This window comes from Streptococcus viridans (genome assembly GCF_900636365.1).
GTDB classification, from domain to species: domain Bacteria; phylum Bacillota; class Bacilli; order Lactobacillales; family Streptococcaceae; genus Streptococcus; species Streptococcus viridans_A.
The window spans coordinates 67,453-86,506 of record NZ_LR134266.1 but is presented as its reverse complement, the minus strand read 5'-3'; the positions used below and the strand labels follow the sequence as shown (position 1 = coordinate 86,506).

Genomic DNA, 19,054 nt, shown 5'->3' with positions numbered 1-19,054 from the left:
AATCAGGAATATCCTGATTCTTTGCTATGTCTTAATTATTCGTAAAATGATACGTGTACGTGGTCGTAGTGATTTTCTGTTACGCTACCACGGTCTGGCATTTCATTCCAAGTGTTTGCTGGTCCATAAATGTTATTTACTGGAGCATAGAAACGTTGTTTCCAGATGATATAAGAAATTCCATTTTCTTGCATGTGATCGATTGCATATTGAGCTACTTGATCACCAATCGCTGAACTTTCTGGAACCATGACGTCGACCGCAAGACCTTTACCGTGATCTTCTGGGTCACCAGGACGGTAACCACCAATATCAGTCAAGCCAAGTTCATTAATCACTTGTTCTTTGAATTTAATTGTTTGAGGTCGAAGACCTTCATTTGAAGTTGGAGTTGCTGTTGAAGGAGTTGAAGCTGTCGTATCAACAACTGGTGCTGGTGCACCATATTGTGGTGTTGAAGCAACCGCAGTAACTTCTGGTTCTGCTGGAACTTCTACGACTGGAGCTGGTTCAGCTACTGGAGCCGCTGGGGCTTCCTCAACAACTGGTGCTTCTACAGGAGCCGCTACTTCAGCTGGCGCTGCAGCAGGTTGCGCAGGTGCTTCTTCAACAACTGGTGCTGGGGCTTCCTCTGCTACTGGAGCTGCTGGGGCAGGTGTTTCAGCTGGTGCTTCTGGAGTTGGCAAGCTTTCTGATACTTGGTCTGCCACTGCTGCTACAACTGCAGGTGCTTGAGGGAGTTCTACAGCTTGGTTGCTTTCATCTGCTACTGGTTTTGTCAAATCACCTACTGCAACAGTTTGGTTGTCCACTTTGATTTGGTTGTTTGTCAAATCAGCAGAAGTTGTCACAGTTGCGTCAGCATTGCCTGCTGTAGGAGTTTGGATTTCTACACCTGTCACTTGGTTTTGATCATTGACAGTTGTTGTCAAGACAGTTCCTGGGAAAATCAAATCAATGTTGCTAATTTGGTTCAAGTTTGCCAAAACAGTTACGTCAACATTCAAAGCTTCCGCAATCGTGCTTAGGGTATCCCCATACTTGATAGTGTAGGTTTGTTTGTTTTCTGAAGTTGAAATATCTGCACGAATTTCATCTACAGAACGGGCAACCCAGTCCCCATTTGATTCTGCTTTACCAGTTGTAAATGGCAAGACCGCCATAGCAACAGTCGAAGCAATTAGAGCTTTTTTGTTTACTTTCTTCATACGTTCTTTCCTCGTTTTCTTATTATCGGAGATTTATCTCCATACAGATACAGTTAATATTCTACCACATTTTTTGTCCGGGGAATGCCTCTTCTTTTCTTTTAATCTAACTGACCCTAATTTGTAACATTAGCCCTTTCTTGTTACATTCTCTTAACAATTAATGACAGTTAGTACTATTTGGATAATCAAACAAATTCATTGTATCAGAAGCCTTTGAGAGCCCTGAACCAAGGGATTTTAGAAGATTTTTCAGTTGAATAGAGGTTAAAAAACACCCCAAGTCCGTCTCCTGTAAACATCACTTGGGGTGCTATTTTTAACGCCTTTATATCTTATAATTTAACACGCCTACAACTCTTTGGAAAAAGATAAATCCAACTAGAAGCGGTCGCTTCGTCGTTGGATTTCCTATTTTCCTTTGAGTTGCTTAACGGCTTTGTATCTTATTTGACCTTCATCATTCTGACGAGGTTGGCGCGTTCAGCTTCTTCGAGTTTCATTTCGATATAGTAGATGGTTTCCTTGAGGTCTGGAATGGTCGCATACTCGAGTCCATTGACCCGACGACGCGTTTTTTCAATCTCATCAGCCATGAGTTGACAAGTTTTTTCAATCTCTGCTAGGCGCAGCAGGTCTGGTAGGAGTTCTTCCATTTCTTGAATGGTGCTATCCATCTGACTATTGGAAACCACGTAGCTGTATACCACGTCTCCCTCATCGTCTCTATACGGATTATCGATATGAGCATGCATCTTGGGCACGCGCACACTCATGATATTCTCCGTCTCGATATGCAGACTGACCTCACGCGTCGGCACCGCAAAGATTTCCTGGACCATGAGGTCATTCTCCAGACATTTAGCGAGGACAAATTCTTGCATATTGCCAATGAGAGCTGCCTCAACCTTCTGGCGGAGGCGGTCATTTTCACGGACCGATTCGATGAAGCGTCGCATGAGTTCATCCCGCTTGTCCTTGAGAAGTTTATGGCCTCTAGTTGCTGTCTTCAGACGCTCTTTGAGGGTATTTAACTCCATCCGGGTGGGTTTGACATTTAATCGTGCCATTTGACTTCCTCCTTTCTACTCCTAGGCTTGTGCTTCCTTGGAAGTTTTTGGGAGGTATTCATCAATCATATCATCCTTGATCCGCTTGAGCTCTGTCCGTGGCAAGATAGACAGCAATTCCCAGCCTAGATCCAGACTTTCTTGAATGGTCCGATTGGTAGTAAAGCCTTGGTTGATGTATTCTTTCTCAAAACGATCGGTAAATTTGACATAGAGCTTGTCTGTATCTGACAAGGCAGACTCCCCAAGAACCACAGCTAACTCTTTTGCTTGTTTCCCTTGAGCATAGGCCGCAAAGAGCTGGTTCATGGTCGCTGCATGGTCTTTCCGAGTCTTGCCTTCACCAGAACCCTTGTCTTTCAAACGAGAAAGGGAAGGAAGGACATTGATCGGTGGGCGGTAACCACTATTGTATAGATCACGAGACAGAATAATCTGACCTTCGGTGATGTAGCCTGTCAAGTCAGGGATTGGGTGGGTGATGTCATCCTCCGGCATGGAGAGGATTGGAATCTGAGTCACAGATCCTTTCTTCCCAACCAAGCGTCCCGCACGTTCGTAGAGGGTCGAGAGGTTGGTATAAAGATACCCTGGATATCCCCGACGTCCTGGAACCTCCCGGCGAGCAGCGGATACTTCCCGAAGGGCTTCACAGTAGTTAGTCATGTCGGTCATAATGACCAAGACGTGCATGTCTTTTTCATAGGCCAAATATTCTGCCGCGGTCAAGGCGATCCGAGGGGTCGCAATCCGCTCGATAGCTGGGTCATTAGCTAGGTTGATGAAGAGGACAGAGCGATCAATAGCCCCTGTTTCCCGCAGGTCGTTCATAAAGAATTCGGCTTCTTCAAAGGTAATTCCCATGGCCGCTAAGACCACGGCGAAGTTTTCTTCAGAATTAAGCACCGTCGCTTGACGAGCAATCTGAGCCGCCAACTCCTTGTGAGGAAGACCAGAACCTGAGAAGACTGGGAGTTTTTGACCCCGAACCAAGGTATTCAAATGGTCAATGGCTGAGATCCCTGTTTGGATAAATTCATCCGGATAGTCCCGCGAAACAGGGTTGATGGCTTGCCCATCAATGTCCAAGTACTTCTCTGGGATAATCTCTGGACCACCATCGATGGGTTTGCCCATCCCGTTAAAGATCCGGCCCACCATGTCTTCGGACACTGGAAGTTCTAGGGGACGTCCGGTAAAGCGAACCTTGGCTTTTTCCAAGTTGATCCCGCTAGATCCTTCAAAGAGTTGGACCATGGCCTTGTCTTCTTGGACTTCGAGGACTTGTCCCTGACGGGTTGTTCCGTCATGGAGCTTGATTTCTACGAGTTCATTGTAGTGAACCCCTTGAACCTGATCGACAATCATCAAGGGGCCAACAACTTCGCTGACAGTACGGTATTCTTTAATCACGCTCATTGTCTACTCCTCCTTTTGCGACGATTTGGTGTAGGGATTCTACGATTTCTTCTTTCAAGGCTTGGATGGTGCCCAACTGATCCTCATGGATGAACTTGCTACGGGCAATGCGGTCCCGAAGGTCTACCGTTCCTTCCATGATTTCTGTGAAGTAGGCCCCTAATTCTAGCGCTTTCTGACTTTCTTGGTCAAAGGTCAAAATGTTGGTCAACAAGGCTACCTGCTTGCTGAAGGAAGTATAGGTGTCCACTTCATCAAAGGCATTTTGTTGCAGGTAGTCTTCGCGGATCATCTTGGCTGCATTCATGGTTAAGCGGTCTTTTTCAGACAAGGAATCCAGACCAACCAAACGCACGATTTCTTGCAATTCACTCTCTTTTTGCAACAGATTCATGGCGCGGGTGACTTTTTCTGCCCAGCTAATCTGCTCATGCTGATCGATATATTGGCCCACCTCATCCTGGTAAAGGGAATAAGAACTCAACCAGTTGATGGCTGGGAAGTGGCGACGCTGCGCCAACTGAGCATCTAATCCCCAGAAAACCTTGACGATCCGCAAGGTATTTTGGGTCACCGGCTCTGAGATATCTCCACCCGGAGGAGAAACGGCACCAATCGCCGTAATAGAGCCTTCACGCGCAGTGGTTCCAAGTGTCTTGACTCGACCGGCCCGTTCGTAGTACTCAGCAATCCGGCTACCAAGGTAGGCCGGGTAGCCTTCATCCCCTGGCATTTCTTCTAGACGACCAGACATTTCACGAAGAGCTTCTGCCCAGCGCGATGTCGAATCGGCCATGATGGCAACGGAATAGCCCATATCACGGAAATATTCGGCAATGGTGATCCCTGTGTAGATGGAAGCTTCACGCGCTGCCACTGGCATGTTCGAAGTGTTGGCGATCAAAACCGTCCGTTGCATGATGGATTGGCCAGTTGTTGGATCGATCAATTCTGGAAATTCATTCAGAACGTCCGTCATTTCGTTTCCACGTTCCCCACAACCGACATAAATCACGATGTCTACATTGGCAAACTTGGCCACCTGGTGTTGCACCACTGTTTTCCCAGCTCCGAAAGGACCAGGAACAGCTGCAGCTCCACCCTTAGTCACAGGGAAGAAGGTATCGATGACCCGTTGACCTGTAACCAAAGGTTCTACTGGGATCAGTTTTTGTGCAAAGGGACGGCCTCGACGAACTGGCCATTTTTGCATCAAAGTACCAGTAAAGAGACTACCATCTGCCTGCTCGATCTCATAAACTGGCTCTTCCACTGTGTAAGAACCTGCTGCGATCTTGGTCACACGTCCACTGACTCCAAATGGTACCATGATGCGGTGTTCCACCATATTGGTCTCCTGAACGGTACCAACGATGTCTCCTGCGACTACCTCAGTTCCTTCTGCTACACTTGGTTCGAAGGTCCATTTGGTGTCACGATCGAGATTAGGAACTTGCACCCCACGAACCAAAAAATCGCTGGCGGTGACTTCTTGGAAACGTTCCAAGGGGCGTTGGATTCCGTCAAACATCTGAGAGATCAAACCTGGTCCCAACTCAACAGAAAGGGGAGCTCCGGTTGTTACCACTGGTTCTCCTGGACCGACTCCAGACGTTTCTTCATATACTTGGATAGATGCTTCGTCCCGACGCATCTCAATAATTTCACCAATCAAACCAAGATCGCCGACCCGGCAAATGTCTTGGATATTGGCCTCCTGCATCCCTGATGCAACCACCAAGGGACCGGAAACTTTAATAATTTTTCCTTGAGTCATGTATTCCTCCTGGGAATCCTTTGTTTCTTTGTTTTACTTTTGTGCTATCTCTCTTAGAGATTGCTTTTGTTGACCATTGGCCTCGAAATTAGTTGGATCCAACCAAGCTTCGAAACGCTCTTTGATTGCTGGCCATTCTTGGTCAATGATAGACAACCAATCTGTGTCTCGAGTCCGACCTTTATAAACAACAGCCTGACGGAAACACCCTTCATAGGTGAACCCCAAGCGCTCAGCTGCTTTGCGAGAAGCTTGGTTTAAGGCATCGCATTTCCACTCATAGCGGCGGTAGCCTAACTCCTCAAACACATAGCGTGCTAACAGATACTGGGCTTCGGTTGCCATGCGAGTCTTCTGGAGCGCTGGTGAGTAGGTCACTGCTCCGACTTCGATCACCCGGTTGGCTGGATCAATCCGCATAAGAGAAAAAGTCCCTAATGCCTTGCCCGAATCTTTGTCTACAATCGCATAGTAAAAGCGACCTTGGGCTGCCATGAGATCATCTAATAAGCGGTCCCACTCCTCTTCATTGCGGGCAGGGCCTTTGAACAGATAGGTCCACATAGCTGCTGGGGAGGCTGGCCCGTAGACCTGATAAAGATCCGCCCCGTGTTTTTCTTTTGACAGGCGCTCAATTACGGTATAGCGACCCTCGATCCGCTCAATAGCTGGCAAGCGCCCCAGTGTAAAATCCGGCAGTGCATCTCCAATCGTTTGACCAAATTCATTTGTTCTCATAAAATATCCTGTCCTACCGCTTTTTCGACATTATCGCGAATGCGTTGCCGTCCCAGTCCAGTCGATCCCTTATGAGTAGGAATCAAGATGACGGCTGGGGTTACTTGCCGATCGTAGTGGGCGATGGTATCTGGGATTTCCTGAGCCATATCCTCCGTCAGATAGATGATTCCAAAATCTTCTTGGCTCAAGTGCCGTAGGGTATTGATGGTTTCCTGAGCCTCTGCTACGGGAAAGGTCTGAAAGCCAATCATCTGAAAAGGAAGGATGGCATCTCGGTTTCCCACAACGGCAATTTTTTGCGTTTTACTGGCCATAGATCGGTCTCATCCTTTCTTTTATTTTGTCAATTGGAAGCTGATTATCTAGGCCCGTTAAGACCAAACGAAGATTCTTCACCTCCAGCTCTTTTCCGAAGAGATAGCGAGCTAAAGGCAAGGGACCGTCTGTCTCAAAGGAAGCTTGTTCCAAAATTCGGTACTTGATCACATGCTCCAGGTATTCCACTGTCTCAGCGCTCACTCTCCCTGCTCGCATCTGCTCTTCGTACCGAGACAGTTCCACATCATAAGGCAAGGGATTAACTTGTTGGAACCAACTGATGAGGTTGCCCTGCTCGACGCACTGGATGACTTCTCTTGCTGAGAGGGTCCCTGCATCGGACAAGAGTTGCTTCATAAAGCTGCCTGGCTTTTTCAGGCTGAGGGCCCGCTCAACAGTGATGACATTGTAACAATCAATGGTCAAGGTGACCAGCGATTCTAGAAGTGGATGCCCCATGTCTTTCGACAAGCGTTTGAGATGATCAAAGTAAGCCAGATCCATTCCGATCTCCAGAACGCGAATGTCCTGATAGTCGACATATTCCTGCCAGGTCGCTGCTACTTCTTGAGCCATAAATTCTGGGCAGTTCTCTGAAGAAAAGGTCTTGGCTACTTGTTCAAGAACCGCTAAGGAATAGGGACCTGCATCCAATAACAAGAAATTCAAATCTCGCCCCGTTGCTCGCTCTTTCAAGAAGACCTTGAGATTGTGATAGGTGTACTTGAGGGCAAAGAGGTCGACCACAGCTGGGTTTGGAGCTACCTGATAAGCCCAATCGTACTCAGCTAGAAGGTGCTTCATCAAGGCTTGCTCGACCACTTGGACTTGACGCAGTTGATCTGCCTCCAAGGCATAGGCCGTCCCTTGCAAGAGATTGGCACGCGCTTCTGCATCGGAACTGTTCAGAAGGGCATCAAACTGAGCTGGGCTCAAAAAACTAGCTTCACGTACACTAATCCCGGTATTTACTTGAGAATACGTCCGTTCACTCATAGGCCCTCCTAGTTCTTTTCTTCTTTAAAAATGCTGGCTGCCATATGGAAGCTCTGCTCCTCCCGTACAGCATCAACCAAATCACGGTAGAGGTAGCTGGCATCTACTTTGCCAAAGGAAAGGACAAAACCAGCTTCTTGGGCAAGAGTTTCTGTCGCTAATTGAAGTTGTGGATAGGCCTCTATCAAATCCTGACGATCTTGATCTGTCAATTTCTCTGCCGTCACAGCACCCAGGGTTAAGACGGTTACTTGGTCCGCATAGCGAGGAAGAATACGGTGAAGAAATGTGAGTTCTTCCTGGCGTGACCATGTCGCCATTTTCTGGTAGGCATCCGCAAACAACTCTTTTAAAACCCGTTGCTTAGTGACCAGTGTCGATTGGCGCTTTTGATTTTCAATTTGTTGGCTTTCACGTTGCAAGTGGCGCTCAATCGTCTGCAATTGAACCGCCCGTTGGTGTAACTTTTCTTCTACCAAACGAGCTTCCTGCAACTGGGCTTCTGCTTGGACCTTAGCCGTCGCTTCCGCCACTAATTTCCGGCCTTTTTCATGGGCCTGTTCAAGGATGGAATCCTTTAATTGGGAATAATCCGTCATTGTTTTTATTTCCTCCTTTGGAGTTCTTCACCACCGATAATAGACGAAGAGAAGCCTCCTCATCTTTGACTTAGGTATGCCTAGATTAGCCGACGCGAAGAGTCAAAAGGAAGGACACAACGAAGGCCAAGATAGCATAGGTTTCAACCATGGCCGCAAGGATAACTCCTTTCATCATGTCTTCTGGGCGTTTTGCCAAGATTTGCATCCCAGCCGTTGCGACATTCCCTTGGTGTTTCGCTGAGAAATAACCAACAATCGCAACTGGAAGAGCTGTAAAGAAGTAAGCGACCCCTGTTTCAAGAGCCATATCTGGCTTAATTTGCAACCAGATCAAGATCCCAATAACGAAACCATACAAACCTTGTGTACCTGGCAACAATTGCAAGATCAAGGCTTGGGCAAATTTTTCGGGTTGTTCTTTCAAGAGTGCAGCAGCAGCCTGACCGGTCTTACCAACACCAAGGGCTGAACCCATTCCACTAAGAGCCACTGCAATGGCTACACCAAGGGCTGCAAAGAAGGCCCCCCCATGAGTTGAGAAATATGAAGCTAAAGATTCCATGAATATACTCCTATAAAATTTTGTATGATTGATTTACTGAATTATTTTTTTGTTTTGATATAGCGTTCTGACGGTTTTAGAGGTTGGAAGGGCTTGCCACCACCCTCGTAGAACTTGCCAAAGAACTCGACAAAAATCAAACGCGCTCCATGCACATAGCCTGATAAGAAGGACAGGAACATGTTGATGGCATGGAGGAGGACAAAGAGAACAAGGCCGACGGTGAATCGTCCCAGGGTTGGGAAGAGATTGACAATCAAGTTAAAGGCTGAACCGATACTAGCCCCGGACAAGCCAAGCGCCATCAAACGGGTAAAGCTGACCAAGTCTCCGACATACCCACTAACATTGTAGAGATTAAAGAGACCTGCTGCTAGTCCTGATAATTTCTTGGCACTGACAATGGACACCACCAGAATCCCAATCGCATTGAGGATGGCTAGCCACTGACCAATGGGGACTAGGTAGGATAAGCCTGGTAGGATATTTCCGACTGCTAAGAGCATCAAGCCCAATAAGATCAAGACCCAGGCAAAGCCTGCATTGTAGGCTTCCGTATAGTCTTTCAGGCGGACATTTTTCATCCCTCCTAGGAAGAGACCGACCAAAACGGTAATGAAACCAAAGACAACCGATAGGATCAAGATGGTCATGGCATTGGTGGTCGTACTGATCAAAGCAAAAGGCATCTCAAAGCCGAAGAAGGAACCATATACGACTCCCCAAAGGGCTACCGAGATTCCTAAGAGGCAGAAGAAACGAAGGTTTTTTGCTGCGCTCGGCTGAAGCTGGAAGGCCTTTAGAGCAAATCCAGTTGCCAGCGTTAGCAAGAGCCCATAGCCGATATCTGCTACCATCATGCCGAAGAAGACAAAGTAGAAGAGAGAGACGATTGGCGTCGGATCTTTCTCATAATACTTGGGCAGGGCGTACATTTCGGTCACCAACTCGAAGGGCTCCACCAAGGCATTGTTTTTCAGTTTGATGGGTACCTGATCCCATTCATCTTGAATGACTTCACGTGTCTGCAAGACGACTTGGCTCCCAAATTCCTTTTGAAGTTTAGCCTTTAAAGCTTCTAGTTGAGCTGTTTCAATCCATCCTTCTAGGGCAACCAAATGGGCTGTACTAGCTAGAGAACCTTTGGCCTCCTCCCGGGCTCCTAAACTCAAGACATAATCGAGTTGGTACTTGAGCTGGTTGAGGTCTTCCTTAGCCTGACTGAGTGTTTCCAAAGTAGCTGCTTCGACAGCACCTTGTTCTTTGATCTCTCTCTTGAGTTGCTCCAAACGTTCTTTCGGCAGGGCCTCTCCTTGGTAGTCAAACTCTTTAAAATGCGAACTGGTCAGCGTATCTTGAATACCCGCTAAGTCACCAGACTTATACAAGACAACGACCCCATGCTCCGTTTCCGAGCTGAAGACCACATCAACCTCTACATCTGGGTGCGCTAGCAAGGCCTGACGCGCCTGATCCTGTTCACTATTCGGAATGGTACCGATTAAGCCACGGACATAGCGGAAACGCTTGAGTTGGTCCGGCGTCGTTGTCAAATCAACCCATTTTTCCAAAGAGGCAAGCTCTTCTTGGGCTAGCTGGATGCGATCCCGCGCCTTTGCTAAGACAGCCAATTGCTTTTGCACCGACTGTAAGAGACGTTGCTCGTCACGGATAAGCCCATGGGACTCTAGCTCTTGGAAAGACAAAGACAAAGGAGCTTCTTTCAGTTTTTCTAATCCCTTCTTTTGAGGAATGAAAGGCTCCAAGGCCTGAATGGCCTTTTCCAACTGTTCTTCCCGACGTCTTAGTTCATCCAGTCTTTGAGCTAATCCTTTGGTCCCATCACTCGTCTGAAAGGCAACTTGCCAATCTTCTTGTGCGCTCAAATCATAGATTTGGACAGATTCCTCTGACTGGAGCGACAAGAGAAGCTCGTCCATTAGATTTGTGGGCAAAACCAGGGAAAGGTGTTGCATTGGGCTAATTGCCATAGGTTGCTACCACCTTTTCTACAATTTCGTCTACCAAAGCTGCGCGCTTATCTGTCATGGCTTGCTGCACCTTTTCGTCATTGCGTTGACTGGTCACTGCAAGGTCTGCTTCCAAGCTAGCAATCATCGCTTTCGAGGACTCTTCCCGCTCTGCTACTAGCTTAGCGGTCTCTTTGTCATAAGATGCTGCTACCTCCTGTAGGTGATCACCTAGCTGTTGGCGCAAATCTTGGACCTGATCCTCGTAACTTGCGACAACGGCTTCTGCCGCCATTTCAATCTCTTGCATCATTTCGAGAGTTGCGTTGGCCATCACTCCACCTCCTTATCTCTTCCTTTACGAGAAGGAACAAATTCTTGTGTAAATTATATCATATTTTATCAACTTTTTTCAGCGTCTTTCCTTTGTTTCCAGAGCTTATTTTTTTAACAAAGGTGATTCAAAAAAGATGTTGATTCTGTTCCTTCTTTCAGTCGTTCGCTGGTCGTATTCCTTGTATATCCCGGTTTTTTATGTTATACTGTGAAATATATTATAGGATTTTCTCCATGTGTAACCTCAGTTGAAAGGAGGACCGCTGTGAAACAAGATCGTGATCTCCGAAGCATTATTAAGAGCCATCAAGAAGAAATGACGGAGCTAGAGTTAGACATTGCCCGCTATTTTTTATCTCCTGAAGCACAGCAACACTCTCTTTCCTCGTCTAGAGTGACGGAACTGTTGCATGTATCAAAAGCTGCTTTGACCCGTTTTTCCCAAAAGTGTGGCTTCACAGGCTATCGTGAATTTATTTATCACTTTAACGAAGAAACCAAATCTCAAAAGCAACAATCCCCGCACGACGAATTAACCCAGGATGTCTTGCGTCGCTACCAGCAGGTCCTTCAGGCTACAGAAAACCTAGCCAAAGATGACCAAATCAAAGAAGTCGCCAACTTAATCACTCAAGCAGATCGGGTCTACTTCTTTGGAAAAGGAAGCTCAGGATTGGTGGCTTCTGAGATGAAACTTCGTTTCCTCCGACTGGGCGTTGTTTGTGAGGCCTTAACCGATCAAGACGGCTTTGCATGGACGACCAGTATCTTGGATAAATCCTGTCTGGTCATTGCCTTCTCTCTGTCAGGAACCACACGCTCGATTATCCATAGCCTCTTAGATGCGCAAGAAATGGGGGCAAAAACAGTTCTTCTTACTGCTCAACCAGACGCTATCAAAGATGACTTTACGGAAATTTTACCAGTTGCTCCCCTACCTGGAAGCACCTATATTGACCGTATTACGGCAACACTTCCCTTCTTAACCACGATTGATTTAATCTACGCTCACTTTCTTGAAATGGATCGGGAGCGCAAGGAGAAAATTTTCAATAGCTATTGGGAAAACAAAAAACTCAATGGCTACGATTCACGTAGACGTTAATCTTCCGATTTATCACCAGGAGCTGAGGATCCTTTCCTCTGCATTCTGGTTTTTCTTTTCCACAAAAAATGCTCACCGCTTAGGTGAGCGTTTTTGAAAGTAGATAAACTATTGTTTTACATAAAACAGCTAGATACTTTTCAAAAAATGACTTTTATTTACAGTCATTTAAGAAGATTAAAAACTTTCCGCTGTGAGAAAAGTGCCTGAAACCATTGTGTTTCAGGCACTCGGGAGTTTTGAAACCTTAGGTTCAAAACTAAGCCATGGAACTTCTTGGAAGTTCGCTGACGTCCGTACTCACCTAAGGAAAGTTTCTCAGAAGACTTTATTTTCAATCTGAAATGCTCACCTAAGTGGTGAGCATTTTTTTGATTTAATTGCGTCTGGCTTGTTGTTGTTTGAAATGGTAGTAAGCTCCTACCATCCCTGCTGTATTTTGATGATGCGCAAACTCCAATTGCATTTTGTCTGCAAGGCTTGGAACCAGGGAGTCTTTGAGGGCGCCTGAAATTTTTGGTTTCAATATCGCTTCCTGTCCCATGACCCCACCACCAAGGATGACCACTTGAGGATTGACAACATAACAGATATTGGCAAGCCCCTTACCCAGGTAGTCGACCATGCGATCGATTCCTGCCATACAGATGGTATTTCCTTGGGTCGCTTCCTTGAATATGCGACGACCACTCCATTGTTCGACAGGATCTCCATGTTGCTTGGCAACATATTCAACCAAAGCTGTCGTCGAAGCCAAATCTTGGAAGGCACCATCTTGAAGATGAAGGTAACCTACCTCGCAGGCAGAATTGCTAAAACCATGGAAAATCTCCCCATTGATCAAGAGACAGCCACCAATGCCAGTACCGACCGTTAAACAGACGGCAACTTGAGCCCCCTGGCCATTCCCTGACATCACTTCTGCTAAACCAGCACAGTTGACGTCATTTTCAATTTCGCAGGGAATTTGATAGGTCTCTTCAATTTCTTTTTTGAACTGAGTTCCTGCATAATTGGGAATCTGAGGGCCCGCATAAAAGATTTCCCCCTTATCGGGGTCAACCATCCCAGCTGACGAAATACAGACTCCAAGGATGTTATTTTCTTCGAGGTAAGATTCTACCAAAGCTTTGGTTTTCCCTAGAATCCCAGGTCCCCCTTTTTCAGCTTCTGTCGGCATTTCATGCGACTCGATCAGATTCTCTGCTTCATCAATCAGACCATATTTGATATTGGTCCCACCGATATCAATCGCTAGGTAATAGGCCATACACCTCTCCTTTCCGATTTACACTCTTTTTTAAAGGAAACGTTCCTTGACTTCACGGATTAAGCTAGCTGCTTTTTGGACCACTTCCTGGTCTCCTTCAGTTACTGGACTTAATGGACTCCGAACAGATCCCAGTTCTAGACCTTCATTGATCCGCAAGACTTCTTTAATGACGCCATACATGTTTCCATGAGCAGACGTCAAGACTCCGATAATACCGTTGATGGCAAATTGCAAGTCACGCGCAGTTTCCAAGTCTTTCTCAGCAATCAGCTGATTGAGTTTCAAGAAGAGCTCCGGCATAGCACCATAGGTGCCCCCAATACCAGCTCCTGCTCCCATAAGACGGCCACCTAAGAATTGTTCATCTGGACCATTAAAGACGATATGGTCATCGCCTCCCAAAGAAGCAAAGGTCTGAATATCCTGAACAGGCATAGAGGAATTCTTCACCCCAATCACCCGTGGATTTTTCAACATTTCTGTATACAGACTCGGTGTCAAAGCTACCCCTGCCAATTGCGGGATATTGTAGATGACAAAGTCTGTGTTTGGTGCTGCTGCGCTGATTTCATTCCAGTAGTGGGCAACACTGTATTCTGGCAAGCGGAAATAAATTGGCGGAATGGCCGCAATGGCATCTACTCCTAGCTCTTCTGCATGTCGTGCCAATTCCACGCTGTCCTTGGTATTGTTGCAGGCCACGTGAGCTATGATGGTCAATTTTCCTTTAGCCACTGCCATGACTTCTTCCAAGACTAGCTTGCGATCGGCTACGCTCTGGTAGATACATTCGCCGGAAGATCCGTTGACATACAAGCCCTGCACACCTTTCGCGATAAAATATTCTACCAGCGCACGTACCCGCTCCGGGCTAATTTCTCCTTGGTCATCATAACAGGCATAAAAAGCCGGGATGACTCCTTCATATTTTTTTAAATCTGACATTCTTTTCTCCTTTCACGAATGTTTACCAAATCCTATTTTTCTTTTTTATTCTTTAAAACGAGCAAATATCTTTTCCATCAATCCAACCTGTAGGAAGGTCAGGCTAGAAAAACCAATCAAGAAGAAGACCATGAGTCCTAGTAGAAAGCTTAAGACAGAAGTCACAAACACCATAGCTACTAGCAACAAGAGAGCCCCCATAACGAAGAACCATGGGAAATACAAACCAGATACAATCAGAGCTTTTTGTAGACACTCTGCCCAAGTCAATTGGTAACGCGCCGCAATTGGATAGGCCGCTAGCATGACCAGAACTAGGAAGATAAGGAGCCCTAGACAAACAGCTTTTAACACCTGCATTGGCAAGGCTGTCTGGCTCCAAAAGAGGAACAAGTCAAAGAGACAGATCCCTGAAATGAGCAACTCTATCCCTCCGAGCTGAAGGCCCAACTTCCAATTTTCGCGAAAGGCGTTGATATAAGTCCGAATGACTGGTAAGCGACGCTGGTGTTTGATCGCAAAAACCGTTTGATACAAACTAATCTTTGCGATCCCGATTGTGACAATCGGCAGACAGCTCAGCACAAAAAGAAGATTGACTGTGACTAAGTCCGCTATTTTCTCGCTGATTCGCATCACCAGATTGTCAGTATTAAAAACTGTTTTGATCAATCCTGTTTCTCTTTGTGACATACCGTCTCCTTTCTGACTCTCTTAATCGATTAAAATTTTCACTAACTGTTTTCGAACGACTTCTTCTTGACCCGCATAACCATTGGGCTGATGAGGTTCCCCTGGGAAGAAAATCGCAAAATTATGATACCCCAGATGAAGTGGATAAGACTCCTGGCAATGGACAAAACCGATGTCCGATGCTTCATCAAAGGCGAGCGCCTCACCTGTCACACGAGATCCATACCTCGAAAACTCATGTCCTTCTACCAAAAGATGTAAATCGGCATATCTTTTGTGGTGCTCAAAGCGATTGCTTTCTTCTTTATTGAGGGTGTTTTCTTGAACGACGAGAAAGACCTTATCTCCATCAATGTCGTATCTCCCTAATTCAAAAGAATCCTTCCGATGCTCATAGAGAAAATCAATGGCCTGATCTAGATTGGGATGGATCCCTTTGTAAAAGGTGATGTTTTTTAAATCATCAAATATCATACACTTTTCCTTTCGACACTTCTTAGGACGAGAAAAGAAAACAAGTGATTTCTTCCCTAGCCCCTTCTAGGGCACCGATGAGGTGTAGAGCCTGCAAGAGCCCTACACCTCTCAGCCTAGAAAAAAGTATCTGTACACTACTATCGTTTGTCCAAGCAGATGGCTTATCCTTTGACCGCTCCCATGGTAATCCCTTGAGTGAAGGATTTTTGGAAGACTAGGAAGACTGTAACGATTGGCACCGCAGCTAGGGCTGCCCCAGCCATGATCAAGCCATAGTTGGTGGCCATTTCAGCCTGCATGGTCGCAACCCCTAGTGAAATAGTCAAGTTTTGACGAGAGGTCAGCATTACCAATTGCATAAAGTAGTCGTTCCAGGTGTTGATGAAGGTAAAGATGGCAAGGGCTGCAAATCCCGGCTTGACAATTGGGAAGGCAACGCTCCAGAAAGTCCGTAACTCTCCACAACCATCGATCTTAGCAGATTCTAAGAGTTCTGTTGGGATGTTTTCACTAAATTGTTTCATCAAGAAAACCCCGAATGGCCATCCGACCAGTGGCAAGATCACCGCTGCAAGAGTATCGTGGATTCCCATAAAGTTGATAATGCGTACCAATGGAACCAAGACAACTTGTTTTGGAAGGGCCATGGCTGCGATAAAGGTAGCAAAGAGAATTCGTTGCCCATAGAAGCGTTTCTTAGCCAAGACATATCCTGCCAAGGAAGAGGTCATACACACCAAAAGCATGGTTGCTAGAGAGATGAAGACACTGTTCCACAACCATTGCAAGGCTGGGTTTTGTACCATCAACTGTTGGAAGTTTTCCATGGTTGGTGTCTTTGGCCACCATTGAGGTGGGATCATAATGGTATCTGGCTGAGACTTAAAGGCACCTGTCAAAATCCAATAAAATGGGAAAATGAACAAGACTGTCAAAAGGAGCAAAATGATCGTTGAAATCACTGTAAAGGCAGTGATGGGTTTCTTTTGTGTTGGTTTCATCTGAGGCTCCTTTCTTTAGTATTCTACGTCGTTTCCGAGGATCTTGAATTGCGCAAAACTGATAATAGCAATCATCACCGCAAGGAAGACACCCATGGTGTTGGCATAACCGTATTCAGAGAGCTTAAAGGCTTTTTCATATAAGTAGTACATGAGGGTACTCGTTGAGTAGTTTGGACCACCGGATGTCAACAATTGGATCAAGGCGAAACATTGGAAAGAGTTAATGGTCGTAATGATCGCAATATAAAGAGTTGTTGGCAACAAGCTTGGCCATTTGATCTTCCAGAAAACTTGAAGTTCTGTCGCACCATCGACACGCGCTGCTTCTACGAGAGAATTATCAATATTTCCCATAGCAGCGATGTAGAGGATGATCGGTTGACCAACAGAGGTGGTCAACAAGATGATGATGATGGCCATCAAAGCCCAGTGCTTGTCCCCCAACCAAGAAATGTTTTGGTTGATGACATGTCCAGATTTCAATACAAAGTTCAAAATCCCTGATAGCGGATCATAGATCCATTTCCACACAACCGTTACCGCTACACTCCCTGTAACAACTGGAAGGAAGAAGACGAAACGATAGAAGGAACGCGCAATGGCATTTTGATGATAGGTCTGAGAAGCCACAAACAAGGAGAACAATACTACGATTGGAACGGATCCGATAACGATGATGACAGTATTGATCAAGGACTTGATAAAGACCTTATCCGCAAACATGCGGGAGTAATTTTCAAGACCAACAAATTTGAAGGAGGTCATCGAGTAGTTGAAGAAACTAGTGACAAACCCCATAATCATTGGTACTAATACAAAGACAATAAAGAAGATTAAAATGGGTGCTAAGAATGCGTAGGAAACCAGCGTCTCCCTCATTCGGATTTTGTTTACCTTCACAATAAGGCACCTCCTGATGTTCTTTTTCTATTTTTATTACTTGATTCTTTATTTGAAGCAATTCCCTATTGCTTCAAATAAAGAATCAATAGGAAGAATGAAAACACGAAGGCCCCCTCTTTCAATCTACACATGGAGATAAGAAATCGAGGGGGCCTATGCTTTCTTATTTCTATGAAAGGATCATTTGAGTTTCATAGATGATCTATTTTTTCTTGATCGTTTCGTTTGCTTTTTCAGTAAAGGTCTTCAAAGCTGGTTCTGCTTTTTCATCCCCGTTTGAAACAGATTGCAACATTGGGAACCAAAGTGTACGCATTTCTGCAAAGCCGTCGATTGTGTTGTAGTATGGTGAGTAGTATTGAGTCCAAGTGCTGATGGTTTCCATCCGTTTGTCATCATACAATTTACCAAATGAGCTACGAACTGGGAAGGCTCCTGTACGAACAACATCTTTTGGACCCCATTCTTTGTCGTCTGCGATGAATTGAACAAATTTCTTAGCTGCTGCTACTTTCTTTTCATCCTTGTTGTTGAAGACTGCAAAACCATTGACAAGGTATTCCAATTTTGGTTTGCCTGTATCAGATGGGAATGGTACTTCAACTACTTCAACTTTACTTGCATCCAACAATTTAGCTTGGATACCGTTTTGTGAAGGTGCCCACAAGATGGTGTAAGAAGTTTGACCGTTAGCGAAGTTTTGGATGTCTGCTCCACCGTCGAATTGGGAACCATTCATCATCAAACCATCTTCAATCCATTTAGAAGCTTTTTCTAAACCTTTGACAAATTTTGGATCATCTGTTGTATACTTGGTTACTTTTTCATCTGTTACAGAACCACCGTAAAGGTTAGCGATAAAGGCACGAGTACCTTGGTCTCCACCTTGACCATTACTGAAGAGGGATCCTGGTGTGTAACCTTTGTCTTTCAAAGCTTTCAAGACTTTTTCAAAGTCGTCTGTTGTCCAGCCTTCTTTGACAAGGTCTAGAACTCCTGCATCTTCTAACATTTTCTTGTTCATGGCCATGTAGAATGGTGCTGAACTGATTGGATACATGTAAGCAGTGTCGCCAGCCTTGCTAGCTTGAATGATATTGTCGTTGTTGACATCTTTTACAAAATCTTCAGTAAAGAGATCATTCAAGTCAGCCAATTTACCATTTTTACCGTATTGGATGATCCGCCCTGGTGCGTCAAAGAGAACGTCTGGAGCAGTTCCAGCTTCGATAGCTGTTGTAATCTTTTCAGGACCAGATTTGAAGTCGATGGTTTCTAGTTTGACTTTGATATCTGGATTGGCTTTTTCGAAGGCTTCGATAATTGATTTTTCGTAGGTTCCTACACCATCATCAGCTTTCTCTTGAGTAAAGACTGGGAAGGCCCACCAAGTGATTTCTGTTTTACCAGAGTTATCGCTTGAAGATTCAGACTTAGATCCTCCTCCAGATCCACAAGCTGCAAGTGCTAGCACCGCTGCACCAGCTACCAACGAGCACAGTACTTTTTTCATTTTCATGTGATTTCTCCTCACGTTTGCGGTAAGATTTCTCTTACTTAGTATATCCTCACTGAGGACGGTGATTATTAAATATTCTAATTTCTACTGGATGATTTCTCTCTTCCTAGCTTCCTCCTTGTCTCTTTTTACTGTT

General features: G+C 45.5%; 19 protein-coding genes. 1 reads left to right on the top strand and 18 read right to left on the bottom strand.

What is annotated here, in order from left to right; genetic code table 11:
* Window positions 1–35: 35 nt before the first annotated feature.
* From EL081_RS00510 to EL081_RS00455, 11 genes are all read right to left on the bottom strand, one after another.
* The gene (locus tag EL081_RS00510; protein WP_126403611.1) at window positions 36–1,208 is read right to left on the bottom strand and encodes a LysM peptidoglycan-binding domain-containing protein; all 1,173 of its coding nucleotides are present in this window, start codon (window positions 1,206–1,208) and stop codon (window positions 36–38) included.
* Between the two features lie 446 nt (window positions 1,209–1,654).
* A complete protein-coding gene (locus EL081_RS00500; RefSeq protein WP_126403610.1) occupies window positions 1,655–2,278 on the bottom strand; it encodes a V-type ATP synthase subunit D in 624 nt (207 codons plus the stop codon).
* 21 nt (window positions 2,279–2,299) lie between these two features.
* Window positions 2,300–3,697, bottom strand: coding sequence for a V-type ATP synthase subunit B (locus EL081_RS00495; protein ID WP_126403609.1), 1,398 nt, complete (start codon window positions 3,695–3,697; stop codon window positions 2,300–2,302).
* Window positions 3,684–5,474: a V-type ATP synthase subunit A gene (locus EL081_RS00490; protein WP_126403608.1), complete on the bottom strand. Its 1,791-nt coding sequence runs from the start codon at window positions 5,472–5,474 to the stop codon at window positions 3,684–3,686. The genes EL081_RS00495 and EL081_RS00490 overlap by 14 nt, the downstream gene beginning before the upstream one ends.
* Window positions 5,475–5,507: 33 nt before the next feature.
* Window positions 5,508–6,212, bottom strand: a complete 705-nt coding sequence (locus EL081_RS00485; protein WP_126403607.1) for a GNAT family N-acetyltransferase — start codon at window positions 6,210–6,212, stop codon at window positions 5,508–5,510.
* On the bottom strand, window positions 6,209–6,529 hold the full coding sequence (locus EL081_RS00480) for a V-type ATP synthase subunit F (protein ID WP_023027501.1): 321 nt from the start codon (window positions 6,527–6,529) through the stop codon (window positions 6,209–6,211). The genes EL081_RS00485 and EL081_RS00480 overlap by 4 nt, the downstream gene beginning before the upstream one ends.
* Window positions 6,519–7,529: a V-type ATPase subunit gene (locus tag EL081_RS00475; protein WP_126403606.1), complete on the bottom strand. Its 1,011-nt coding sequence runs from the start codon at window positions 7,527–7,529 to the stop codon at window positions 6,519–6,521. Before EL081_RS00475 ends, EL081_RS00480 begins: the two co-directional genes overlap by 11 nt.
* A gap of 8 nt (window positions 7,530–7,537) precedes the next feature.
* Window positions 7,538–8,128 (bottom strand): hypothetical protein, encoded by a 591-nt coding sequence (locus EL081_RS00470; protein ID WP_126403605.1) that lies wholly within the window; start codon window positions 8,126–8,128, stop codon window positions 7,538–7,540.
* An 85-nt stretch (window positions 8,129–8,213) separates the two neighbouring features.
* Window positions 8,214–8,693: a V-type ATP synthase subunit K gene (locus EL081_RS00465; RefSeq protein ID WP_023024938.1), complete on the bottom strand. Its 480-nt coding sequence runs from the start codon at window positions 8,691–8,693 to the stop codon at window positions 8,214–8,216.
* A 41-nt stretch (window positions 8,694–8,734) separates the two neighbouring features.
* Window positions 8,735–10,684, bottom strand: coding sequence for a V-type ATP synthase subunit I (locus tag EL081_RS00460; protein WP_126403604.1), 1,950 nt, complete (start codon window positions 10,682–10,684; stop codon window positions 8,735–8,737).
* On the bottom strand, window positions 10,674–10,997 hold the full coding sequence (locus tag EL081_RS00455; protein WP_126403603.1) for a hypothetical protein: 324 nt from the start codon (window positions 10,995–10,997) through the stop codon (window positions 10,674–10,676). Before EL081_RS00455 ends, EL081_RS00460 begins: the two co-directional genes overlap by 11 nt.
* Before the next feature lie 267 nt (window positions 10,998–11,264).
* On the opposite strand from EL081_RS00455, the gene EL081_RS00450 reads away from it, so the two are divergent.
* On the top strand, window positions 11,265–12,104 hold the full coding sequence (locus tag EL081_RS00450; protein ID WP_126403602.1) for a MurR/RpiR family transcriptional regulator: 840 nt from the start codon (window positions 11,265–11,267) through the stop codon (window positions 12,102–12,104).
* Between the two features lie 376 nt (window positions 12,105–12,480).
* On the opposite strand, the gene EL081_RS00445 is transcribed toward EL081_RS00450, so the two are convergent.
* The 7 genes from EL081_RS00445 to EL081_RS00415 form a co-directional block, all read right to left on the bottom strand.
* Window positions 12,481–13,374, bottom strand: a complete 894-nt coding sequence (locus EL081_RS00445; protein ID WP_126403601.1) for an ROK family protein — start codon at window positions 13,372–13,374, stop codon at window positions 12,481–12,483.
* Window positions 13,375–13,404: 30 nt separating this feature from the next.
* Window positions 13,405–14,322 (bottom strand): dihydrodipicolinate synthase family protein, encoded by a 918-nt coding sequence (locus EL081_RS00440; protein WP_126403600.1) that lies wholly within the window; start codon window positions 14,320–14,322, stop codon window positions 13,405–13,407.
* A 45-nt stretch (window positions 14,323–14,367) separates the two neighbouring features.
* A complete protein-coding gene (locus tag EL081_RS00435; RefSeq protein ID WP_126403599.1) occupies window positions 14,368–15,015 on the bottom strand; it encodes a YesL family protein in 648 nt (215 codons plus the stop codon).
* A gap of 21 nt (window positions 15,016–15,036) precedes the next feature.
* A complete protein-coding gene (locus EL081_RS00430) occupies window positions 15,037–15,489 on the bottom strand; it encodes a YhcH/YjgK/YiaL family protein (RefSeq protein ID WP_126403598.1) in 453 nt (150 codons plus the stop codon).
* A 164-nt stretch (window positions 15,490–15,653) separates the two neighbouring features.
* Window positions 15,654–16,493 (bottom strand): carbohydrate ABC transporter permease, encoded by an 840-nt coding sequence (locus EL081_RS00425; RefSeq protein ID WP_048717106.1) that lies wholly within the window; start codon window positions 16,491–16,493, stop codon window positions 15,654–15,656.
* Window positions 16,494–16,508: 15 nt separating this feature from the next.
* Window positions 16,509–17,396, bottom strand: coding sequence for a carbohydrate ABC transporter permease (locus tag EL081_RS00420; protein ID WP_164555423.1), 888 nt, complete (start codon window positions 17,394–17,396; stop codon window positions 16,509–16,511).
* 205 nt (window positions 17,397–17,601) lie between these two features.
* Window positions 17,602–18,918, bottom strand: a complete 1,317-nt coding sequence (locus EL081_RS00415) for an extracellular solute-binding protein (RefSeq protein ID WP_126403597.1) — start codon at window positions 18,916–18,918, stop codon at window positions 17,602–17,604.
* Window positions 18,919–19,054: the final 136 nt, after the last annotated feature.

What these genes read in the sequence shown, in the direction of transcription:
- EL081_RS00510 (WP_126403611.1), bottom strand. Translation starts at nt 1,208, where the DNA reads ATGAAGAAAGTAAACAAAAAAGCTCTAATTGCTTCGACTGTTGCTATG.
- EL081_RS00500 (WP_126403610.1), bottom strand. Translation starts at nt 2,278, where the DNA reads ATGGCACGATTAAATGTCAAACCCACCCGGATGGAGTTAAATACCCTC.
- EL081_RS00495 (WP_126403609.1), bottom strand. Translation starts at nt 3,697, where the DNA reads ATGAGCGTGATTAAAGAATACCGTACTGTCAGCGAAGTTGTTGGCCCC.
- EL081_RS00490 (WP_126403608.1), bottom strand. Translation starts at nt 5,474, where the DNA reads ATGACTCAAGGAAAAATTATTAAAGTTTCCGGTCCCTTGGTGGTTGCA.
- EL081_RS00485 (WP_126403607.1), bottom strand. Translation starts at nt 6,212, where the DNA reads ATGAGAACAAATGAATTTGGTCAAACGATTGGAGATGCACTGCCGGAT.
- EL081_RS00480 (WP_023027501.1), bottom strand. Translation starts at nt 6,529, where the DNA reads ATGGCCAGTAAAACGCAAAAAATTGCCGTTGTGGGAAACCGAGATGCC.
- EL081_RS00475 (WP_126403606.1), bottom strand. Translation starts at nt 7,529, where the DNA reads ATGAGTGAACGGACGTATTCTCAAGTAAATACCGGGATTAGTGTACGT.
- EL081_RS00470 (WP_126403605.1), bottom strand. Translation starts at nt 8,128, where the DNA reads ATGACGGATTATTCCCAATTAAAGGATTCCATCCTTGAACAGGCCCAT.
- EL081_RS00465 (WP_023024938.1), bottom strand. Translation starts at nt 8,693, where the DNA reads ATGGAATCTTTAGCTTCATATTTCTCAACTCATGGGGGGGCCTTCTTT.
- EL081_RS00460 (WP_126403604.1), bottom strand. Translation starts at nt 10,684, where the DNA reads ATGGCAATTAGCCCAATGCAACACCTTTCCCTGGTTTTGCCCACAAAT.
- EL081_RS00455 (WP_126403603.1), bottom strand. Translation starts at nt 10,997, where the DNA reads ATGGCCAACGCAACTCTCGAAATGATGCAAGAGATTGAAATGGCGGCA.
- EL081_RS00445 (WP_126403601.1), bottom strand. Translation starts at nt 13,374, where the DNA reads ATGGCCTATTACCTAGCGATTGATATCGGTGGGACCAATATCAAATAT.
- EL081_RS00440 (WP_126403600.1), bottom strand. Translation starts at nt 14,322, where the DNA reads ATGTCAGATTTAAAAAAATATGAAGGAGTCATCCCGGCTTTTTATGCC.
- EL081_RS00435 (WP_126403599.1), bottom strand. Translation starts at nt 15,015, where the DNA reads ATGTCACAAAGAGAAACAGGATTGATCAAAACAGTTTTTAATACTGAC.
- EL081_RS00430 (WP_126403598.1), bottom strand. Translation starts at nt 15,489, where the DNA reads ATGATATTTGATGATTTAAAAAACATCACCTTTTACAAAGGGATCCAT.
- EL081_RS00425 (WP_048717106.1), bottom strand. Translation starts at nt 16,493, where the DNA reads ATGAAACCAACACAAAAGAAACCCATCACTGCCTTTACAGTGATTTCA.
- EL081_RS00415 (WP_126403597.1), bottom strand. Translation starts at nt 18,918, where the DNA reads ATGAAAATGAAAAAAGTACTGTGCTCGTTGGTAGCTGGTGCAGCGGTG.